A 19,745-nucleotide genomic window follows, 5' to 3' on the forward strand; every position below is an offset into this window, starting at 1 on the left:
TCGTCGGGGGCGGCCCCTGGCCGAGCGCGGGGTGTCGCCCCCGGCGGCCCCGGGCTAAGCGTGGCGTCCCGGCACGGCAACACAGGTCGGCGCGGCGTCCCGGCACGGCAACACAGGTCGGCGCGGCGTCCCGGCACGGCAACACAGGTCGGCGCGGCGTCCCGCCCCCGCCGGCACAGGTCAGCGCGGCGTCCCGCCCCCGGCGGCACAGGTCAGCGCGGCGTCTCGTCCCGGGCGGTGCGCAGCCGTCGTACGCCCTCCGTGATCTCCTCCGTGCAGGCGACCGCCGCGAAACTCAGGCGGAGGTGGGCGGCCGGGGGTTCGGCGCTGAAGTAGGGGCGGCCGGGGGTGACGGCCACGCCCGCCCGCAGGGCCGCGGCGGCCAGGGCGGACTCGTCGGTGCCGTCGGGCAGCCGGAGCCACAGGTGGTATCCGCCGTACGGGACGTGCGGCAGGGCGAGTTCGGGGAGCCGCAGCCGCAGCGCGGCGGTCATGGTGTCCCGCCGGTTCCTCAACTCGGCGGAGACGGACCGCAGATGACGGGGCCAGGCCGGTGACCCGACGAGTTCGAGCGCGGCCTCCTGAAGCGGACGCGGTACGAAGAAGGTCTCGACGACCTGGATGGCGCGCAGCCGTTCCAGGACCGGTCCGCGCGCGGCCAGCACGCCGACCCGGAAGCTGGGCGAGGTCGCCTTGGTCAGGGAACCGACGTGCACCACGACACCGTCGGGGTCCTCGGCGGCCAGCGGGCGCGGCAGCGGGCCCGCGTCCTCGTGCACGAGACGTCGTACGAAGTCGTCCTCGACCACGAACGCGCCCGCCTCGCGCGCGATCCGCAGCACCGCGCCCCGGCGCTCCGGGGCGAGCACGGCGCCGGTGGGGTTCTGGAACAGCGGCTGGCAGACGAAGACCCGGGCGCCGGTGGCTCTGAAGGCGTCGGCGAGCAGGTCCGGCTTCACCCCGTCGGGGTCCATCGGCACCGGCACCGGGCGCAGTCCGGCCGCGCGGGCGATGGCCAGCATGCCCGGGTAGGTGGGTGACTCGACGAGGACCGGTGCGCCGGGCGGGGCGAGCGCGCGCAGGGCGGTGGTGAGCGCCGACTGGCCGCCCGCCGTGACGAGCACCTCCGCGGCGGTGATCGCGCCGCCGATCCCGCGAGCGAACCACTCGCGCAGCTCCGCGAGCCCCTCCACCGGGGGCCGGGACCAGGCGCCGGGGCGGCGGCCCGCCCGGGACAGGGCCGCGCCCATGGCCCGCTCGGGCTGGAGCGAGGGGTGCAGGTAGCCACCGTTGAACTCGATGACGCCGACGGGCGGGGCGGCCAGCGTGGCCAGGACTCCGGAGGCGTCCACCGTGCGCGGAACGGCTTCGGCCGCGGCGTCCGCGCTCAGCGCGACCTCCTGCCAGGAGGTGTCCCCGGCCGGTGCGGCGGGGGTCCGGGGTCGTGCCCGGAAGGCGCCGGCGCCGGGCCTGGTGACCACCAGACCCTCGGCGGCGAGCTGTGCCAGCGCTCGCGACACGGTCACCGGGCTCACCCTGAACCGCTCCACGAGTGCTCTGCTCGACGGCAGCTTTCCACCGGTTGAGTAGCGGTTGACTTCCTGCCGCAGCTTCTCCGCCAGTTCCGCCACGCTGCTACTCTGTTGCATGAGAGCACAGAGTAGCGCTATCCAGAGGTCGGAGATAGCGGTCGCCGCCCCCGAGGTGGACACCCGGGCCTCCCGACGCTCCGGAACCCTCCAGGCGGCCCTCGGCGTCACCGCCTTCTCCCTCACCTTCCCCGCCACCGCCTGGGGCCTGGAGGGCTTCGGCCCCTGGTCCCTGGTGGCGGTGCGCAGCGCCCTCGCGGCCGTCGTCGCGGGCGGCTGTCTGCTGGCGCTGCGGGTGCCCGTACCGGCGCGGGAGTACCGGACGGGCCTCGCCGTGGTCGCCGCGGGCGTCGTGCTGGGCTTCCCGTTGCTGACGACGCTCGCGCTGCGGACGTCCTCCACCGCGCACGCGGCCGTGGTCGTCGGCCTGCTGCCGCTGACGACGGCGCTGTTCTCGTCGCTGCGCACCGGCGCGCGGCCCTCCCGGCTGTTCTGGGGCGCCGCGCTGGCGGGCGCGGCCGCCGTGATCGCGTTCACCGTGCAGCAGAGCGGTGGAGCGCTGACCAGGGCGGACGCCTGTCTGTTCGGCGCGCTGCTGATCTGCGCGGCGGGCTACACCGAGGGCGGCCGGCTGGCCCGGTCGATGCCCGGTTGGCAGGTGATCGGCTGGGCACTGGTCCTGTGTCTGCCGCTCTCGCTGCCGGGCGCGCTGGTGGCCCTGTCGTACGAGCCCGCGCGGCTGTCGGCGCACAGTGTGGCGGGGCTGCTGTGGGTGGCGGTCGGGTCGCAGTTCCTGGGGCTGGTCGTCTGGTACCGCGGCATGGCGGCGATCGGGGTTCCGAAGGCCAGCCAGTTGCAGCTCGCCCAGCCGCTGCTCACACTGGTGTGGTCGGTACTGCTCCTCGGCGAGCGGCTCACACCGGCCGCGCCCCTGACGGCGGCGGCCGTGCTGGTCTGCATCGCCCTCACCCAGCGAGCGCGGGGCTGAGCAGCACACCGGTGCCGGGACCGACCGGCACCACCAGCCGTGGGCTCACGGCCACGGTCCACCACTCCCGCAACTGGCGAGGGAGACCTCAGATGCGCGCAACCGAGGGCGACCAGCTCGTGCAGCACGGCAGGGTTGTCGGACAGCACGACAAGGTCGCGGAGATCACCCAGGTCATGGGCAAGGAAGGGACTCCCCCGTATCGCGTCCGGTTCCCGGACGGGCACGAGGCGGTCTGCTCACCCGGCCCCGACTCCGAGATCCGGCACAAGGACCCGATGCGGTAGTCCCGCCGCGACGGCCGGCGGCACCCGTGCGGTGGTTCACCGCGCGGGAGCCGCAGGCTGCCCGTAGTGGTCGGCGACGACCCGCGTCATCGCGCCGAGGGGATCGGAGCCGACTCCCTTGGCGGAGAAGTAGACGTGGCCGCCCACCTGGGGGTACGTCCGCGCGAAGGTGAGATGCCGGGAGAGTTCGGCCGGGTCCTGCCAGGCCGCGGGCTGCGCCGGGTCCCCGGCCTTGTAGAGCGCCTCGCCCACGTACAGCCGCACGCCGGTGCCCTTGGTGACGGCCGCCCACCAGGGGACGAGCTTCGCGTAGTCGGCGGCCGCGAAGCCGAGATTCCAGTAGACCTGCGGGCAGATGTAGTCGATCCAGTGTTCACGGACCCACTTCCTGGTGTCGGCGTGCAGATCGTCGTACGTCTGCACGCCGGCCCGGGTGTCCGAGCCGAGCGGGTCGCTCGCGGCGTTGCGCCACACTCCGAACGGGCTGATGCCGAAGCGCGTGCCGGGGCGGATCTGCCGGACGCGGGTGCCCATCTCCCGCACCAGTCGGTCGATGTTGTCGCGCCGCCACGCGGCCCGGTCCGCGAAGCCCGCGCCGTGCGCCGCGTACGCCGCGGCGTCGTCGAAGACCTGTCCCGCGACCGGGTACGGATAGAAGTAGTCGTCCCAGTGCACCGCGTCGACCGGGTACTTGCGCACCGCGTCGAGCATCGCGTCCTGCACGAAAGTCCGCACGGCCGGCAGTCCGGGGTTGTAGTACATCTTCCCGCCGTACCGGACGACCCAGCCGGGGTGCGTACGCGCCGGATGGTTCGCCGCCAGCCTGCCCGGGTCGGTGTGCGTGGCGATCCGGTACGGGTTGAACCAGGCGTGCAGTTCCAGACCCCGCGCGTGGGCCTCGCTGACCGCGGTGCCGAGCGGGTCCCAGCCGGGGTCCCGGCCCTGGACTCCGGTGAGGTACTGCGACCACGGCTCGTACGCCGAGGGCCACAGGGCGTCGGCCGCGGGGCGCACCTGGAAGATCACGGCGTTGAGACGGCGGCGGACCGCGGTGTCGAGGTGCCCGAGAAGTTCGGCACGCTGCCGGTCCGGGGAGAGCCCGGCCCGCGAGGGCCAGTCGCGGTTCAGAACGGTCGTCAGCCACATGCCGCGCAGCTCCGCGGGGGCGCGGCGCCGGCCGGGCGGGCCGGGGGTGGCCCCTGTGACGGGTCTCGCCACCGAGTCGCCCGTGGCGACCGGTCCCGTGAGCGCCGTCGCCGTGGCCACCGTGAACGTCCGCCGTGACAGCAGCCCCATCCGCGCACACTCCTCTTACCCTGTGGACCCGCCCGGTCACGGATCGTCCCGTCGTCGCCCAGCATGCCCGCCCCGGGCGATCGATCATCGATACTTCGGAGTAACGTGCACGATCGGAGCAGGCACCGGACAACGGGGGACCTGCGAGGCCCGTGGATCAGCGAAGGGGACGATGTGACCGACATCGAACGCGTCGGAGTGGTGGGCTGCGGCCAGATGGGAGCGGGCATCGCCGAGGTGTGCGCCCGTGCGGGTCTCGACGTCAAGGTCGCCGAGACCACGGGCGAGGCCCTGGAGATCGGCCGCACCCGGCTGTTCAACTCCCTCTCCAAGGCGGCCGAGCGCGGGAAGATCTCCGCCGACGAGCTCGCGGCCACCCAGGACCGGCTGAGCTTCACCACCGACCTCGGCGAGTTCGCCGACCGGGACCTGGTGATCGAGGCCGTCGTCGAGAACGAGCAGGTGAAGACCGAGATCTTCCAGGTGCTCGACCAGGTGGTGACCCGGCAGGACGCGATCCTTGCTTCGAACACCTCCTCGATTCCATTGGTCCGGCTCGCCGTCGCCACCTCGCGTCCCGACCAGGTCGTCGGGATCCACTTCTTCAACCCGGCGCCGGTGCAGCAGCTCGTCGAGCTCATTCCGGCACTGACCACCTCCGAGGGCACCCTCGGCCGGGCGCAGCTGTTCGCCGAGAAGGCCCTCGGCAAGCACGCGATCCGCGCCCAGGACCGCTCGGGCTTCGTGGTCAACGCGCTGCTGATCCCGTATCTGCTCTCCGCGATCCGGATGTTCGAGTCGGGCATCGCCAGCCGTGAGGACATCGACAACGGCATGGAGATGGGCTGCGCCCACCCGATGGGGCCGCTCAAGCTCTCCGACCTGATCGGCCTGGACACGGTGGCCTCGGTCGCGTACTCGATGTACGAGGAGTACAAGGAGCCGCTGTACGCCGCGCCCCCGCTGCTCCAGCGCATGGTCGACGCGGGCCGGCTCGGCCGGAAGTCCGGCTCGGGCTTCTACACCTACGCCTGACCCGCGCGAACACCCTCGCCGCGAGCCCCCTCATGACACACCGAAGGCCGCTCCCCCACCGTCCGGGGAGCGGCCTTCGGCAACTCGCCACAGGGGAAAGGGAGTTGTGAGGAGGTTCCGACCGCAACCCACGCGACTCCCTCGGACCCACCTCCCTGGAACTCACCTCCCGCGCACACGGCCTCAGCCTCGCCGAACGGAGCGAGGCCGCCGTGCGCGGAACCGGGATCACCTCCCGCGCGCCGCGGCGGGGGCTCACGGCCGTCCGTCCTAAGCTCCGTCCCCGTGACAGACATCGAACGCCTGATCCCGCTGGAGCGCACCGCCGAGGAAGAGCGCGCCAAGCTCGCCGGCCTCTCCGGAGCGGAGTACGAGGACCAATGGCGGATCTGGCGACACGCGTCCGACCGGGTACAGGCGGCGATCGCCGAGCACGCGGCCACGTCCGGGGAGAGTCGGCACGACGTGGAAGTGGCCGTGAAGAAGGCGGCGCGGCACGCGGACGAGGATCCGTGCGAGTAGCCGTTCCTCCGCACGGCAGGCCGTCGGCACGCGGGGCGGCACGCCGGATGCGCAGCAGTGGTGCGAGGCCAGGGTGTCGATGCCCCGGCCGTCCGCGTCGAGGTGCGCATCGCTCACCCGGACGTTCTTGTTCCCGGTGCGCGCGTGGGCCCGGCACCCGTTGTGGTGCCGGGCCCACGCCATTCACACGCCGTGTGCGCGCCGGGCCCGCATATGCCGCTCGCACACGCTCCCCACGTACCCACCAGGCGAGTTGACTTTCCGTGCACATGCAAGGGATGTGACGACTACGGAAAGGAGCGGACACGTGACCGCCGACCCGGAGCATCCCGTGGTCCATGGAGAACTCGCAGAGTTACGCCGCAGACTCGACGTGGCGCAGGCCCGCGTCGAGGGAGGACTGACCCTGCTCAGTCACCGCGCCGAACAGACCGCCAAGGACGTGGACGACCTGAGCACACGCGTCGTCGCGATGGAACACACCCGCTGGCCACTGCCCGCGGTCGCGGCCATCACGGCTGTGGGCGCGCTCGCCGTGGCGGTCTGGCAGGCCCTGGGCCACTAGGTCGTGTCGCGGGGATCGATCAGGGCAAGGAGTCCTGCCCGAGCCTGAGGTGGTGCAGGAGGAGCAGCGCGGCAGCCATGTTGGCGGCCGGGACCTCGCCGCGGGCGACCATGTCGGGGACGAGCTTGAGGGGAACCCATTCCCGACGGTCGGACTCGAAGTCGTCCACGGGGTGTCCGATGTACGCGCCTTCGTCGGCCCAGAAGATGTGGTGCCGGGCGTCGGTGAGCCCGTTGGAGGGCTCGACGCTCATCAGATGGCGCAGAGGCCCCGGTCGCCAGCCGGTCTCCTCCTCCAGTTCACGGGCCGCCGCGACGGCGATGTCCTCGCCGTCCTCGACGACGCCCGCCGCGAGTTCCCACCCCCAGCTGTCGGTGATGAACCGGTGCCGCCACAGGAGCAGCACCTCGTTGGCGTCGTTCACCACGGTGGCCACGGCCACGGGCCGCAGCCGTATCAGGAAGTGATCGAGATGCCGGCCGTCCGGCAACGCGACATCTGCGAGATTGACCCTGAACCAGCGATTTGCGTACACAGTTTGTTCGTTCAGTTTCGTCCACTGCACGGTTCTGCCACCTTCCGCTGAGTAGATGGCAATATCGCAGCAGAAGCGGCCTGACAGCAGGCGCACAGCGGCGCACGGTGCGGGGGCGGGCCCGGTGGTCTAGAGCGGTACGCGCAGTGCTCCGTCGATGAGTTCGGCCGCCTCGGCCGTGCCCGCGCAGCCGCTGCGCACCAGGTGTTCCCGCACCGCGCGCAGTCTGTCCCGCAGCCGCTGGGACTCCATTCCGCGCGCCTGCTCGGCCATCTGGACGGCGGTGGCCACCGCCTTGTCGGCATTGCCCTGGCGCAGCTCGATCTGGCTCAGCATGGCGAGCCGGTGCACCCTCCCCCGGTCGTGCGCCGGGGTGTCCACGGCCGCGGCGGCGTGCGCGGCCGCGGCCACCAGGTCACCGAGGCTGAGCAGCGCCTCCGCCACTTGTACGTTGACCAGGCCGGGCTGGACATAGCCGGTCTCGTCCGGCTCGTAACCCCTTCGGATGCGCTCGGCGGCCTGCTCGGCACGCCGGATGCAGGACAACGCGCTGCTGCCGTCGCCGAGGTGGGCGTACGCCTTGGCCTGCATCGCGTAGAGGTCGGAGGCGAGCGCGGGGGTGATCTGGCGTCCGGCGGCGCGCAGCGCGGCCTCCGCGAAGGCGACGGACTGCCGGTACTCGCGCATGAACAGCGACTGGTTGACCAGCAGCGCTATGACGTAGGCGCCGAGCCCCCGGTCCCCGCTGGCCTTGGCCAGCCGCAGCGCCTGGTGGAAGTAGCGCTGGGCGAGCCCGTGCGCGTCGGAGTCGTAGGCGCAGATTCCGGCGACGGCGACCAGGCCGCCCGTCGCACGGTGCAGTTGGCGGCCGGTGGCGTCGGTGTAGCTGCCGCGCAGCAGGGGCGCGGTCTCGGCGTTGAGGAAGCCGACGATCCGGGTGCGGGTCGCGACGCCGCCGGCCTTGCGGTACATCTGCTCGTAGTGCGCGCGGGCCGAGCGCAGCATCTCGATGTCGGCCATGCTCACGTGATGGCGTCCGCCCCGCGAGACGTCCACGTCCTCGGGCGGGTTCTCCCATTCCCACACGGGCATCACGGCGGGCGTGCCGGTGACGGCCGGTGCGCCGAGGATGTGCGGGCGCTGCTGTTCGTCGGAGCGCCACAGGGCGGTGGCCCTTTCGACGAAGCCGGAGAGGGACGTGCCGTGCGGAACGGACGGCTCGCCCGGTACGCCGAGTCCGATGTCGTCGAGCGTCACGGGCCGGTGCAGGCGTGCCGCGAGCACTTCACAGATCAGGTCGGGTACCTGGCCGCGCGGGCGCTGGCCCTTCAACCACCGTGCCACGGCCGTGTGTTCGTACCTGAGGGCGAGACCGCGTGCCCTCCCCGCCTGGTTGACATGGGCCGCCAGTCCCGCGTGCGAGATGCCGGCCTCGTCGAGAATGGCGTCGAGGAGAGTGTTGGGCTGCATGAGGCCCCCCGGGTGGCTCGGTGCCGTCGGCGTCGGCAGTGCGGACGGTGCCGACACAGTAGTACGGCCCCCTTCACACGGGGTGTGAACGGAATGCCCGTATCCGTGCCGTGCGCGCGCTGTCGCGGAGCGTTCCGGGCCGGTTGACTGAAATGCCTCGTAAGAGGCCGGCCGGGCCGCCGGCTCCCCCTCGTACAGTACGGCGGCCCGCCACCGCGCCGTCCGCCCAGCCGCCTGCCCGACACTCCGTGGCGGGGCGGACGGCTCTGTCGGCTGTACCGCGCCGGGGTGACGGCCCGTCGGCCGCGCGCGCTTCGTGGCTGGTCACGGTCGCGGTCCCCGCAAACCCCGCTAGTGCGGCACGCGTTGGGCCACGGGACGGTCCTGTTGCACCGAGGCGCGGGGACGGTCGTTGCGCAGGACCAGGACGGCCGCGTCGTCGGCGGGTCTGCCGCGCGTGTGGCGCAGCAGCCCCTTCAGAACGGTGTGCAGGACGAACTGGGGCGCCGCGGGCCGGATCCGGACGGCCTCGGTCAGCGCGCTCGGCAGCGGGAAGAACCGGCCGTGGCCGTCACGCGCGTCCTCCACGCCGTCGGTGTGCAGGAACAGCGCCTCGCCCGGCAGCAGGTGACCGCAGTGCACGAGGGGCAGCTCCGCCGGGAGCGGGAACGGCCCGAGCGGCGGCAGGGGTTCGCCGGCCGAAAGCCGCTCGACACGGCCGTGGCAGGCCGCCGGTGCGGCGTGGCCGGGCAGCCGATACGGCCAGGGGTGACCGCAGTTCAGCGCGTACAACTCGCCGTCCCGGCGGATCTCCAGCAGCAGTACGGTGACGAACTCCTCGGCGACCGGGCTCTCGGGGTCCGGGCCCGCCGCGGGGTGCTCGGCCTTCGCCCGCTCCCGCAGATGCCGGGCCAGGGCGCGCTCCAGCCGTCCGAGCACGCGCCCGAGCGAGGGCTCGTCGTGGACCGCCTCGCGGAAGCTGCCGAGGACGGCGGCGACGGTCCCGAGCGCGCCGAGGCCGTGCCCGCGGACGTCACCCATGACGATCCGTACCCCGTACTCGGTGGCGATGACCTCGTAGAGATCACCGCCGATGTTCGCGCCACGGGCCGCGGAGAGCTGGGCCGCGGCGACGTTCAGCCCGTCGATGCGCGGGGGCAGCGGGCGCAGCAGCACGTCCTGGGCGGCGCCCGCGACCTCGCGGACCTGTCGGAGCTCTCGCAGGAGCGTCCCCCTGACGTGGAGTATCAGCCCCGTTCCCACCACGAGGAAGACGGCGCTGGAGACCAGCCGGGGCCCCAGTCCGTCCTGCTGGCCCAGCGGACAGGTCATCCTGTACGTGATCGCGATCGCGCCCCAGACGGTGGGCAGCCCCAGACTCAGCGCCCGCCGCAGGGGCGACCGGTCGGCCCGCCGGATCGACCGCTCGAGGTCACCGTGCGGGCCGACGCCCGTCCGATCCTGTTCTCGCACGGGTGTCCGGAGCCGCGCCCTGCCGGGGGCCCCAGCCTTGATACGGATCATGCCGATGGCCCCCCAATAGGCCCGACAGCGCAGACGGCCTCCGTGAGACCGGTCCGATTCTGTCGACCGCATGGTCCCATCGGGACACATCACCCGAACTTCCCACCCGAACGAGTGAGACATCCCCGGCCGCATGCATTTATGCAGGTGAGGTGAGTGACGGGAGCGGCACTTCCGGGTCGGGTGCGGGTGGGTCGTGGCCGAGTGGGTCGTGGCCGAGTGGGTCGTGGCCGAGTGGGTCGTGGCCGAGTGGGTCGTGGCCGAGTGGGTCGTGGCCGAGTGGGTCGTGGCCGATCGCGCGGTTCCCCGCGCTCCGGAAGGGGCGCGGGGAACCGCGCGGCCGGCCACGGACGAGCCGCGGCCGGCCGAGGACCCGCAGTCCCCCTGTTCCAACCGCGGAGCTACCCGCGCAGCACCGCCCCGGCCCGCTCACCCGCGAGGGCCACCGCCGCGTCACGGGCCGCCGACGCCTCGTCGACGGTCAGGGTCCGGTCGGCCGCGCGGAAGCGCAGCGCGTAGGCCAGGGACTTCTTGCCCTCGCCGAGCTGCTCGCTCTCGTAGACGTCGAACAGCCGGATGGACTCCAGGAGGCCGCCGGCGCCTTCCCGCAGCGCCGCCTCCACCTCCGCGTGCGGAACGCCTTGGTCGACGACCAGGGCGACGTCCTGCGTGGCGACCGGGAACCCGGAGATCCGCGGCGCCTGCAGTGCTCCGGCGCCGGCCTCCTCCAGACGGTCGAGGTCGAGCTCCATCGCACAGGTGCGTCCGGGCAGGTTCAGCGCCTTCAGCACGCGCGGGTGCAGCTCACCCGCGTGACCGATGACCTGCTCCGCGCCGTCGAGCACGACAGCCAGCTCGGCGCAGCGGCCCGGGTGCCACGGCCCGTACCGGCCCGCGCGGACGACGAGCTCGGCGCCCGCCTCACGCGCGACGGTCCGTGCCGCCTCCACCGCGTCGGCCCAGTCGGCCGGGCGGCCCTTGCCCCACCAGCCGGCCTGCTCGCGGGCGCCCGTGAGGACGACCGCGACGTGCCGGGGCTGGGCGGGGAGGGTGGCGGTGAGCGCCGCGATCTCCTCGTCCGTGGGACGCCGGTCCACCGGGAGCCGGGACGCGATGCGCTGCTCCCCACCGGGGTGGAAGACCAGTCCGGTCTCGAACAGCGCCAGGTCGTGCGAACCGCGGCCGTCGTTGCGGCGCAGCGCGCCGAGCAGGCCCGGCAGCAGCGTCGTACGGAGCGCCGGCTCCTCGTCCGACAGCGGGTTGACGAGTGTGACCACCCGCCGGTTCGGGTCGTCCGCGGCCAGACCGAGCTGGTCGAAGACGTCCTCGCTGAGGAACGGGTAGTTCAGCGTCTCGACGAGTCCGGCCCCGGCCAGCGCGCGGCCGACCCTGCGGTGCAGCCGCTGGCGCTCGGTCAGACCGCGGCCGGCGGGGGGTCGCGGCAGCGTGGAGGGCAGGTTCTCGTAGCCCTCCAGGCGGATGACCTCTTCGGCCAGGTCGTTCGGCGCCACCAGGTCGGGCCGCCAGGACGGCACGGTGACGATCAGTTCGTCCTGCCCGTAGACGTCGCAGCCGACCTGCTGGAGGCGGCGTACGACGGTCTCGCGGCCGTAGGCGACACCGGCCACCTTGTCCGGGTGGTTCGCCGGGGCGGTGATGGTGTGCGGCGCGGACGGCGTGATGACCTCGGTGACCCCGGCCTCGGCGCTGCCGCCGGCCAGGAGGACCAGCAGGTCGACGGTGCGCTGCGCGGCGGCGGAGGATGCCTGCGGGTCGACGCCCCGCTCGAAGCGCTTGGACGCCTCGGAGGCCAGCTTGTGACGGCGTGCGGTGCGGGCGATGGAGACCGGGTCGAAGTGCGCGGCCTCGATCACGACGTCGCTGGTGGCACGCGTGGTGTCCTCGTGGTCGGCGATCTCCGTGTCGGCACCGCCCATGACGCCCGCCAGGCCGATGGGCCCGCGGTCGTCGGTGATCACCAGGTCCTCGGCGTCGAGGACCCGCTTGGTGCCGTCCAGCGTGGTGAGGCGCTCGCCCTGCTCCGCCCTGCGCACGCCGATCGTCCCCTGGATGAGGGAGCGGTCGTAGGCGTGCAGAGGCTGGCCGAGCTCCAGCATCACGTAGTTGGTGACGTCGACGGCGAGCGAGACGGGACGCATCCCGGCCTTCTGCAGCCGGCGCCGCAGCCAGATCGGGGAGCGTGCCTCGGAGGACAGCCCGGTCACGGTGCGCGCGGTGAAGCGGTCGCAGCCGAGCGGCTCGGAGACCCGCACCGGGTAGCCGAACGCGTTCGGGGCCGGTACGTCGAGCAGCGCCGGGTCGCGCAGCGGCAGCCCGTACGCGATGGCGGTCTCGCGGGCGACGCCGCGCATCGACAGGCAGTCGCCGCGGTTGGCGGTGACGGCGATGTCCAGGACCTCGTCGACCAGCTCCAGGAGCTCGACGGCGTCGCTGCCGACCTCGTGCTCGGGCGGCAGGACGATGATGCCGCCACTGCCGTCGTCGCCCATGCCCAGCTCGTCACCGGAGCAGATCATGCCGTGCGAGGTCCGGCCGTACGTCTTGCGCGCGGCGATCGCGAAGTCGCCGGGCAGGACGGCGCCCGGCAGGACCACGACGACCTTGTCGCCGACGGCGAAGTTGCGGGCGCCGCAGACGATCTCCTGGGGCTCACCGGTGCCGTTGGCGGTGCCGACGTCGACGGTGCAGAACCGGATGGGCTTCTTGAAGCCCTCCAGCTCCTCGATGGTCAGCACCTCGCCGACGACGAGGGGGCCCTTGAGGCCCGCGCCGAGCTGCTCGACGGTCTCGACCTCGAGACCCGAAGAGATGAGCTTGGCCTGGACGTCGCGCCCGGTCTCCGTCGCCGGCAGGTCGACGTACTCCCGCAGCCAAGAAAGCGGGACCCGCATCAGATCTCCATCCCGAACGGCCGGGTGAACCGGACGTCACCCTCGACCATGTCTCGCATGTCTTCGACGTTGTGGCGGAACATCAGCATCCGCTCGATGCCGAACCCGAAAGCGAATCCGCTGTACTTCTCGGGGTCGACGCCCGCGGCGACCAGCACGCGGGGGTTGACCATGCCGCAGCCGCCGAGCTCGATCCAGCCTTCGGAGGAGCAGGTGCGGCAGGGCCGGTCGGGGTTGCCGACGGAGTCCCCGCGGCAGACGTAGCACACCATGTCCATCTCGGCGGACGGTTCGGTGAACGGGAAGAAGTTCGGGCGCAGCCGGGTCTTCATGTCCGGGCCGAAGAGCGACTGGACCATGTGGTCGAGGGTGCCCTTGAGATCGGCCATGGTCAGGCCCTCGTCGATGGCCAGCAGCTCGACCTGGGTGAAGACGGGGGTGTGCGTGGCGTCCAGCTCGTCCGAGCGGTACACGCGGCCCGGACAGATCACGTAGACCGGGGGCTCGCGGTCGAGCATCGAGCGGATCTGCACCGGCGAGGTGTGGGTGCGCAGCACGATGTTCGACTCCTCTTCGTGGCCCTTGGGGCCCTTCACGAAGAAGGTGTCCTGCATACCGCGCGCCGGGTGGTCCGGGCCGATGTTCAGGGCGTCGAAGTTGAACCACTCCGCCTCGACCTCGGGGCCCTCGGCGACCTCGTAGCCCATGGCCACGAAGACGTCCTCGATACGCTCCGACAGTGTGGTCAGAGGGTGGCGCGCTCCGGCCGGTACCCGGTCGTACGGCAGCGTGACGTCCACCGCCTCCTCGACCAGTACCCGGGTGTCGCGCTCGGCCTCCAGCTCGGTCTGGCGGGCGGCGAGGGCCTTGTTCACAGCGCCGCGGGCCTGGCCGACGAGCTTGCCGGCGGCGGCCTTGGCGTGCGGGGGCAGGGCGCCGATCTCGCGGTTGGCGAGGGCCAGCGGTGAGGTGCCGCCGGTGTGGGCGACCTTGGCCTCCTGGAGCGCGTCGAGGTCACCGGCGGCGGCGAAGGCGGCGAGCGCCTCGTCCCGCATGCGCTCGATCTCTTCCGGTTTCAAGGCCTCGACCTCTACAGGGTCGTACGACTTATTCGGTGCCGACATCTCTTCCCGTGCTTCCGGTTGGCTGGCGGATGGTCCCCGTCCCGACTCGTCTCGACTCGTCTCGACTCGGAGGACGCGCATCGTCCCTGAAACATGAAACGGGGACGCAAAGGTGCCAAAGGCCGAGTCTAACGGGGGTGGGAGGCCGCGCCGGACTGCGCGTCCCGGCCGGGGCTCCCCTGTGTGTGCGCCCGTGGGCCCTCGTCGGCGTTACAGCAGATACGCCGGGGTGCTCACGGGCAACGTAAATCGGAACTCGGCGCCGCCGCCGGGGGCGCGGCCGACCGTGATCGTCCCGCCGTGGGCTTCGACGATTCCCTTGACGATGTACAGCCCGAGACCCGTGCCGCCGCGCTTGCTGCCCCGCCAGAAGCGGGTGAAGACGCGGTTCATGGATTCCTCCGGGATGCCGGTGCCCTCGTCGCTCACGGTCACCGAGGTGGCGGCGTGTGCGGCGCTCGCGGCGGTTGCCGCCGTCGCGTCGTCTCCCCGCTCCCGCGGGGACGCCGAGGGCGTGATGTCGATGGTGACGGTTCCCTCGCCGTGGCGCACCGCATTTTCCAGCAGGTTGCTGAGCACCTGGTCGATCTTGTCCGGGTCGGCCCACAGCGGGGGCAGCGGCTGTTCGATGCGCAGCAGGAAACGGTCGGCGGGCTGGCCCGAGGTGACGTAGGCCTGGATGTGGCGGCCGACGGCCGCGCCTATGTCGACGGGCTGGCGGCGCACTTCGAGACGCCCGGAGTCGATGCGGGAGATGTCGAGCAGTTCGGCGATGAGGCGGGTGACCCGGTCGGCGTCCGCGTCCACCGTCTCCAGCATCAGCTTCTTCTGGTCGTCGGTGAAGCGTTCCCACTTGGCGAGCAGCGTGGCCGTGAAGCCCTTGACGGAGGTGAGCGGGGAGCGGAGTTCGTGGGCGACCGTGGCGATCAGTTCGGCGTGGCTGCGCTCGGTGCGGCGACGGGCCTCGGTGTCGCGCAGCGAGACGACGACCCGGCGGACGGGCCCGGTGGGCCGGCCCCGGACGTACCGCGCGCAGACCAGGACCTCGCGGCCGCCGGGCAGCAGCAGGTTGCGTTCGGGCTGGCCGACGCGGATCGCGAGCCCGCCGTAGGGGTCGGTCAGCTGCCACCATCGGCGGCCTTCGAGGTCCTCGAGCGGGAGGGCCGCGTCCAGCTGTCGTCCGAGGGCCTCGGCGGCGGGGACCGCGGTGATGCGCGCGGCGGCGGCGTTGAAGGCGATCACCCGGCCGTGCTCGTCGGCGACGACGAGTCCGTCGGGCAGGTCGTCGGGATCGACACCTAGGTCGGCTCCGAGTTGCTCCTCGCCCCGGGGCGCGGGCGTGTCGCGCACGTCCCGTGCGCGCAGTGCGCTGTTCGCACCGCTCGTGCCGACACCCATCCCCGTATCCCACCTCTCGTCTGGCGGTGGGGCACCTCCCTGCTCGAGCGAAGCCGAGAGCTTGGGGGAGGTCCCCCGAGCCCGTCACCCTACTAGCCGTCAGTGACGGAGCGGCACCCTCCGGAGGCACGCTGTGCACGGGCGGACGCGTAGAGACATACGGCGGCGGCGGTCGCCAGGTTCAGACTCTCGGCCTTTCCGTGGATGGGAACGCGCACGACGGCGTCGGCCAGCGCGCGCGTCTCCTCCGGGAGCCCCCACGCCTCGTTGCCGAACACCCAGGCGGTGGGCCCGCCCATGGTCCCCTGGTCCAGCTCGTCGTCGAGGTCGTCCTGCCCCGCGCCGTCCGCGGCGAGGATCCGCACACCGGCGGCCTTCAGACCCCGTACGGCGTCCTCGACGGGGACGCCGACGGCGACGGGCAGGTGGAACAGGGACCCCACGGAGGCCCGTACGGCCTTGGGGTTGTACAGGTCGACGGAGGCGTCGGTGAGGACGACGGCCTCGGCACCCGCGGCGTCCGCGCACCGCAGCACGGTGCCGGCGTTCCCCGGGTCGCGGACGTGGGCGAGGACGGCGACGAGCCTGGGCCGCGCCGCGAGGATCTCCTCGAACGGGGTGTCGAGGAACCGGCAGATGCCGACGAGGCCCTGAGGGGTGACGGTCGTCGAGATGTCGGCGATCACGTCCTCGTCGGCGAGGTGCACACGGGCGCCGGCCTCACGGGCGCTCCCGACGATGTCGGCGTAGCGCTCCGCGGCTTCGGGGGTGGCGAACAGTTCGACGAGCGTGGGGGCCGCGTCGGCGCGGTGCGCCGCCGCCTCGCGCACCGCCTGCGGGCCCTCGGCGAGGAACAGCCGCTCCTTGCCCCGGAAGTTCCGCCGGGCCAGCCGCCGCGCGGCGGATACGCGGGGCGACCGCGGGGAGATCAGCTCGACGGGGGCGGCGGGCATGGGGTCACCTCAGGGGGTCTGCGAAGGGTGGAACGACGGTCCGTGCTGCGGGCCCGCGGGCCCCGGGGGGGGACAGGCCGCGGCCGGCACCGGTGCGGGCGGACGGGTGGCCCGGCGGCGCGGTGACCGGACGACCGGACGACGGGCGACCCGGCATCCACCCACGCGGCCTTGGGTCCCGGCCGCGCGGGCCGCTGCCTGTGGCCGGTCCCGGTGGCGGGTCCCTCTGGCCGGTCCCGGTGCGGGTTCGCGTACCCAAGAGCCGCGTGCATGGAACCGCGTACCCAAGAGCCGCGTGCATGGAACCGCGTGCGCAGGAGCCCCGTATCGAGGATCCACGCGCCGAGGAACCGCGCACCGAACCACGGCCGTCGGAGAACCGAGGGCACCCCGTGGGGCGGACGGCACGTCTCCGCAGCCGAACCCGCGGAGCGCGAACGCACAGGGACCCGCAAGCCGTGAGGCAAGCGGGTCCACAGGTACGTCCGGCTCAGGCCAGTACGAGCGTCACGCGGCCTTCGGCGCGTTGACGTCCGAGGGCAGCGCCTTCTGCGCGACCTCGACGAGCGCGGCGAACGCGCCGGCGTCGTTCACGGCCAGCTCCGCCAGGATCTTGCGGTCGACCTCGATGTTCGCGGCCTTCAGACCCTGGATGAAGCGGTTGTAGGTGATGCCGTTGGCGCGGGCAGCGGCGTTGATGCGCTGGATCCACAGCTGACGGAAGTCGCCCTTGCGCTTCTTGCGGTCGTTGTAGTTGTAGACCAGGGAGTGGGTGACCTGCTCCTTGGCCTTGCGGTACAGACGCGAACGCTGACCCCGGTAACCGCTGGCGGCTTCGAGGATCGCCCGGCGCTTCTTGTGGGCGTTGACTGCCCGCTTGACGCGTGCCACTTGTTAACTCCTTGTAGCGGGGCCGCGGTGGTGGTCACACGGCCCGAATTCGATTGGGTCCCGGTCCTGACGTACGGCGGCGAGGCGCCGGTACGTCACTTGCCGAGAAGCTTCTTGATCTTCTTGGCGTCGCCCGGGGCCATCTCGGCGTTGCCTGTCAGGCGCCGCGTCAGACGGGACGACTTGTGCTCGAGCAGGTGGCGCTTGCCGGCGCGCTCACGGAGCACCTTGCCGGAGCCGGTGATCTTGAAGCGCTTGCTGGCACCGCTGTGCGACTTGTTCTTCGGCATAGCGCCGTTCTCTCCTCGTCAGTGGCGTTCCGGTGCCCGGTCGCGAAACCGGGCACGATGGAACGTCATGTGTGTATCGGTTGGCATCCCCTGACTCGTCTCCCGGGAGGTCCCGGACTCTCGTCCCGGACTCCCCGGAGCCTTCGCCCTGGGATCAGGCCTCGGCGGAAGCCTCGGCCGGAGCCTCGGCGGTCTCGGCCTCGGTGATCTCACCTTCGGCGATCTCGCCCTCGGTGGTCTCGCCCTCGATGTCGTCGATCTCACCGTCGGCGGCGTTCTGCGAGCGACCGGGGTTGGCCTTCGCCTCGGCCTTGCGAGCCGCCTGGGCCTCACGGGCCTCGGCCATCGCCTCGGTCTTCTTCTTGTGCGGACCGAGAACCATGATCATGTTTCGGCCGTCCTGCTTCGGGTTCGACTCGACGAACCCGAGGTCCTCGACGTCCGAAGCCAGACGCTGGAGCAGTCGGTAGCCGAGCTCCGGCCGGGACTGCTCGCGACCGCGGAACATGATCGTGATCTTGACCTTGTCGCCCTGCTTGAGGAACCGGACGACGTGACCCTTTTTGGTGTCGTAGTCGTGCGGGTCGATCTTCGGCCGGAGCTTCATTTCCTTGATGACCGTGTGCGCCTGGTTCTTGCGCGCCTCACGGGCCTTCATGGCCGACTCGTACTTGAACTTCCCGTAGTCCATGAGCTTGCAGACCGGCGGGCGTGCGCTCGCCGCCACCTCGACCAGGTCGAGGTCGTACTCCTGCGCAAGCTCCAGGGCCTTGGCAAGCGGAACAATCCCGACCTGCTCGCCGCTGGGACCGACAAGTCGCACTTCGGGAACGCGAATCCGGTCGTTGATGCGGGGCTCGGTGCTGATGGATCCTCCTCGGTAGCACCACACGGCGGTCTGGCGGACAGCCGCGTATGTCTCTGATGACAATGGACCAACCGCCGCGGCACATGAAAAATGCCCCGGACGGGACACAGGCGGGGCTCCATGAATTACCGGAGCACCGCCGCGGTCAACCGCGGGGCGCACTTTCGGACGACTCCACCGTCCGTACGGAACGGTGGTGGCCGTCTGACCGGGTGACCTGCCGTCCCGGAGGACAGTCAGGTGGGAGATCGGAGCCTCCACTTGTGGGCCGAGCACTTACATGTTCGGCCGGTCGTTACACAAGGTTAGCAGCTTGGGCCGATATCGGCTAACCGAGGCCAACTGGGGCCGGGAACCGCCCGGGACCTATCGTGTGGGGCATGAGTGACACCCCTCCCCAGAACCCCGACTTCGACAGCATGACCCGCGACATCGCCGAGGTCCCCGCGGTCGAGGTCCTCGTGACGGTCGCGGTCAACCTGATGAGCGCCGCCGCCGTGAAGCTCGGTCTGACCGAGGAGGGCGACAAGTACAAGGACCTCGACGAGGCCCGCAAGCTGATCCACGCGCTGGCCGGGCTGCTCGACGCGAGCGCCACCGAGATCAGCTCCTTCCACGCGTCCCCGCTGCGCGACGGCCTGAAGTCGCTCCAGCTGGCGTTCCGCGAGGCGTCCATCGTCCCGGACGAGCCCGGCCAGGGTCCGGGCGAGAAGTACACGGGCCCCGTCTACGGCTAGTCCCTACGAACGTACGTACAAGGGCTCGCCCGGTGGCGTCGTCCCGGCCGGCAGCAGTGCCAGGTCGAGACCGCGCACCAGGCGGGCCCTCAGCGTCTCGTCGGCGGCGAGCCGCCCCGCGACCGCGTGGGCGGCCTCGGCGGGTGTCGCGGACGCGTCCAGGACGAGCGCGAGCGTGCCGTCCGCGCGGCCGGGGCCGAGGTGGGCGCGCACGACGGCGGGCTCGGCGGCCACCGCGGCGCGTACCGCCTCCACCACGGCGGGATCGGCGAGCGGGTCAGCCGTCGTGCGCCCCTCGGCGAGGGCCAGCAGCGCGGAGCCGGTCAGCTCGAAGGTGACGGGGCCGGCCAGATCGAGCACGACCGTGTCGGCCTTCTCGTGCGCCGCGGCCCGCAGTGCCTGGTGCAGGGGTACGGCGACCGGGCGCGCCGCGGGGTCCCAGCGGGCCAGCGTCCCGGTGGACGTGAAGGCGGGCAGGGCCGTACGGCCTCCGGCCCTCAGGGTCGGCACCGCCATGTCGCTGGTCTTCTCGTGACGCAGTCCGTCCTCGTCCTCCTCCACCTCGCCGAGGACGGCCACGACGGGCACCAGCAGCCGGGCGCCCTCGAGCGCCTCCAGGACCTGCCCGACGGCGGTGCGGTCCTCGGCCCAGGCCGCGAGCGCCGCGCTCAGCCGGGGATCGGCGGAGCCGTCGTCGTCGGGGAAGCCGGAGTCGGGAATGTTCTTGTTCGCCACGGTCCCCGACCCTATCGGGGGGATGC

19 protein-coding genes are annotated in these 19,745 nt (G+C 72.2%); 6 read left to right on the top strand and 13 right to left on the bottom strand.

The window, feature by feature from the left end; genetic code table 11:
* Positions 1-212: 212 nt before the first annotated feature.
* Positions 213-1,649, bottom strand: coding sequence for a PLP-dependent aminotransferase family protein (locus ACFVTC_RS12650; RefSeq protein ID WP_390126573.1), 1,437 nt, complete (start codon positions 1,647-1,649; stop codon positions 213-215).
* Between ACFVTC_RS12650 and ACFVTC_RS12655 the strand changes: the two genes are divergently transcribed.
* Together ACFVTC_RS12655 and ACFVTC_RS12660 are read left to right on the top strand one after the other, a co-directional pair.
* The gene (locus ACFVTC_RS12655; RefSeq protein WP_390126574.1) at positions 1,648-2,577 is read left to right on the top strand and encodes a DMT family transporter; all 930 of its coding nucleotides are present in this window, start codon (positions 1,648-1,650) and stop codon (positions 2,575-2,577) included. The two genes, ACFVTC_RS12650 and ACFVTC_RS12655, sit on opposite strands and share 2 nt — an antisense overlap.
* 92 nt (positions 2,578-2,669) lie before the next feature.
* Complete coding sequence (locus tag ACFVTC_RS12660) at positions 2,670-2,864, top strand: DUF1918 domain-containing protein (protein ID WP_168527246.1); 195 nt, start codon at positions 2,670-2,672, stop codon at positions 2,862-2,864.
* Positions 2,865-2,900: 36 nt separating this feature from the next.
* Here ACFVTC_RS12660 and ACFVTC_RS12665 read toward each other — a convergent pair whose 3' ends face one another.
* Complete coding sequence (locus ACFVTC_RS12665; RefSeq protein WP_390126575.1) at positions 2,901-4,160, bottom strand: glycoside hydrolase family 10 protein; 1,260 nt, start codon at positions 4,158-4,160, stop codon at positions 2,901-2,903.
* Positions 4,161-4,334: 174 nt separating this feature from the next.
* On the opposite strand from ACFVTC_RS12665, the gene ACFVTC_RS12670 reads away from it, so the two are divergent.
* From ACFVTC_RS12670 to ACFVTC_RS12680, 3 genes are all read left to right on the top strand, one after another.
* A complete protein-coding gene (locus ACFVTC_RS12670) occupies positions 4,335-5,195 on the top strand; it encodes a 3-hydroxybutyryl-CoA dehydrogenase (protein WP_390126576.1) in 861 nt (286 codons plus the stop codon).
* Between the two features lie 285 nt (positions 5,196-5,480).
* Entirely contained in the window at positions 5,481-5,717 is a 237-nt protein-coding gene (locus ACFVTC_RS12675) for a hypothetical protein (protein WP_390126577.1), read from the top strand.
* A gap of 307 nt (positions 5,718-6,024) precedes the next feature.
* Positions 6,025-6,282 carry a hypothetical protein gene (locus ACFVTC_RS12680; protein ID WP_153291574.1) on the top strand — a complete coding sequence of 86 codons (258 nt, stop codon included), beginning with the start codon at positions 6,025-6,027 and terminating at the stop codon, positions 6,280-6,282.
* Between the two features lie 19 nt (positions 6,283-6,301).
* Here the strand turns inward: ACFVTC_RS12680 and ACFVTC_RS12685 are convergent, their stop codons facing one another.
* The 10 genes from ACFVTC_RS12685 to infC all read right to left on the bottom strand — a co-directional run bounded on the left by ACFVTC_RS12685 (position 6,302) and on the right by infC (position 18,271).
* Positions 6,302-6,847, bottom strand: coding sequence for an NUDIX hydrolase (locus ACFVTC_RS12685; RefSeq protein WP_390126579.1), 546 nt, complete (start codon positions 6,845-6,847; stop codon positions 6,302-6,304).
* A 99-nt stretch (positions 6,848-6,946) separates the two neighbouring features.
* The gene (locus ACFVTC_RS12690; protein WP_390126581.1) at positions 6,947-8,287 is read right to left on the bottom strand and encodes a transcriptional regulator; all 1,341 of its coding nucleotides are present in this window, start codon (positions 8,285-8,287) and stop codon (positions 6,947-6,949) included.
* Positions 8,288-8,638: 351 nt separating this feature from the next.
* The gene (locus ACFVTC_RS12695; RefSeq protein ID WP_390126786.1) at positions 8,639-9,619 is read right to left on the bottom strand and encodes a PP2C family protein-serine/threonine phosphatase; all 981 of its coding nucleotides are present in this window, start codon (positions 9,617-9,619) and stop codon (positions 8,639-8,641) included.
* Between the two features lie 593 nt (positions 9,620-10,212).
* Positions 10,213-12,723, bottom strand: a complete 2,511-nt coding sequence (gene pheT, locus ACFVTC_RS12700) for a phenylalanine--tRNA ligase subunit beta (protein WP_390126582.1) — start codon at positions 12,721-12,723, stop codon at positions 10,213-10,215.
* A complete protein-coding gene (gene pheS, locus ACFVTC_RS12705) occupies positions 12,723-13,847 on the bottom strand; it encodes a phenylalanine--tRNA ligase subunit alpha (protein WP_390126584.1) in 1,125 nt (374 codons plus the stop codon). The genes pheT and pheS overlap by 1 nt, the downstream gene beginning before the upstream one ends.
* Before the next feature lie 210 nt (positions 13,848-14,057).
* Positions 14,058-15,245, bottom strand: coding sequence for an ATP-binding protein (locus ACFVTC_RS12710; RefSeq protein ID WP_390126585.1), 1,188 nt, complete (start codon positions 15,243-15,245; stop codon positions 14,058-14,060).
* Positions 15,246-15,337: 92 nt separating this feature from the next.
* On the bottom strand, positions 15,338-16,198 hold the full coding sequence (locus ACFVTC_RS12715; RefSeq protein WP_390126586.1) for a TrmH family RNA methyltransferase: 861 nt from the start codon (positions 16,196-16,198) through the stop codon (positions 15,338-15,340).
* Positions 16,199-16,705: 507 nt separating this feature from the next.
* On the bottom strand, positions 16,706-17,089 hold the full coding sequence (gene rplT, locus ACFVTC_RS12720) for a 50S ribosomal protein L20 (RefSeq protein ID WP_054236131.1): 384 nt from the start codon (positions 17,087-17,089) through the stop codon (positions 16,706-16,708).
* Positions 17,090-17,184: 95 nt separating this feature from the next.
* Positions 17,185-17,379 (bottom strand): 50S ribosomal protein L35, encoded by a 195-nt coding sequence (gene rpmI, locus ACFVTC_RS12725; protein WP_003947156.1) that lies wholly within the window; start codon positions 17,377-17,379, stop codon positions 17,185-17,187.
* 154 nt (positions 17,380-17,533) lie between these two features.
* Entirely contained in the window at positions 17,534-18,271 is a 738-nt protein-coding gene (gene infC / locus ACFVTC_RS12730; RefSeq protein WP_390126787.1) for a translation initiation factor IF-3, read from the bottom strand.
* A 356-nt stretch (positions 18,272-18,627) separates the two neighbouring features.
* Here infC and ACFVTC_RS12735 point away from each other — a divergent pair, with 356 nt between their 5' ends.
* Complete coding sequence (locus ACFVTC_RS12735; protein ID WP_390126587.1) at positions 18,628-18,984, top strand: DUF1844 domain-containing protein; 357 nt, start codon at positions 18,628-18,630, stop codon at positions 18,982-18,984.
* A gap of 3 nt (positions 18,985-18,987) precedes the next feature.
* Here the strand turns inward: ACFVTC_RS12735 and ACFVTC_RS12740 are convergent, their stop codons facing one another.
* Positions 18,988-19,719 (bottom strand): SseB family protein, encoded by a 732-nt coding sequence (locus ACFVTC_RS12740; protein WP_390126588.1) that lies wholly within the window; start codon positions 19,717-19,719, stop codon positions 18,988-18,990.
* Positions 19,720-19,745 lie beyond the last annotated feature (26 nt).

This window comes from Streptomyces sp. NPDC057950, assembly GCF_042887295.1.
GTDB classification, from domain to species: domain Bacteria; phylum Actinomycetota; class Actinomycetes; order Streptomycetales; family Streptomycetaceae; genus Streptomyces; species Streptomyces kaempferi.

Coding starts and splice junctions, on each gene's coding strand:
- ACFVTC_RS12655 (WP_390126574.1), top strand. CDS start 1,648: ATGAGAGCACAGAGTAGCGCTATCCAGAGGTCGGAGATAGCGGTCGCC.
- ACFVTC_RS12660 (WP_168527246.1), top strand. CDS start 2,670: ATGCGCGCAACCGAGGGCGACCAGCTCGTGCAGCACGGCAGGGTTGTC.
- rpmI (WP_003947156.1), bottom strand. CDS start 17,379: ATGCCGAAGAACAAGTCGCACAGCGGTGCCAGCAAGCGCTTCAAGATC.
- ACFVTC_RS12665 (WP_390126575.1), bottom strand. CDS start 4,160: ATGGGGCTGCTGTCACGGCGGACGTTCACGGTGGCCACGGCGACGGCG.
- ACFVTC_RS12710 (WP_390126585.1), bottom strand. CDS start 15,245: ATGGGTGTCGGCACGAGCGGTGCGAACAGCGCACTGCGCGCACGGGAC.
- ACFVTC_RS12735 (WP_390126587.1), top strand. CDS start 18,628: ATGAGTGACACCCCTCCCCAGAACCCCGACTTCGACAGCATGACCCGC.
- ACFVTC_RS12650 (WP_390126573.1), bottom strand. CDS start 1,649: ATGCAACAGAGTAGCAGCGTGGCGGAACTGGCGGAGAAGCTGCGGCAG.
- ACFVTC_RS12695 (WP_390126786.1), bottom strand. CDS start 9,619: ATGACCTGTCCGCTGGGCCAGCAGGACGGACTGGGGCCCCGGCTGGTC.
- ACFVTC_RS12715 (WP_390126586.1), bottom strand. CDS start 16,198: ATGCCCGCCGCCCCCGTCGAGCTGATCTCCCCGCGGTCGCCCCGCGTA.
- pheS (WP_390126584.1), bottom strand. CDS start 13,847: ATGTCGGCACCGAATAAGTCGTACGACCCTGTAGAGGTCGAGGCCTTG.
- pheT (WP_390126582.1), bottom strand. CDS start 12,723: ATGCGGGTCCCGCTTTCTTGGCTGCGGGAGTACGTCGACCTGCCGGCG.
- ACFVTC_RS12690 (WP_390126581.1), bottom strand. CDS start 8,287: ATGCAGCCCAACACTCTCCTCGACGCCATTCTCGACGAGGCCGGCATC.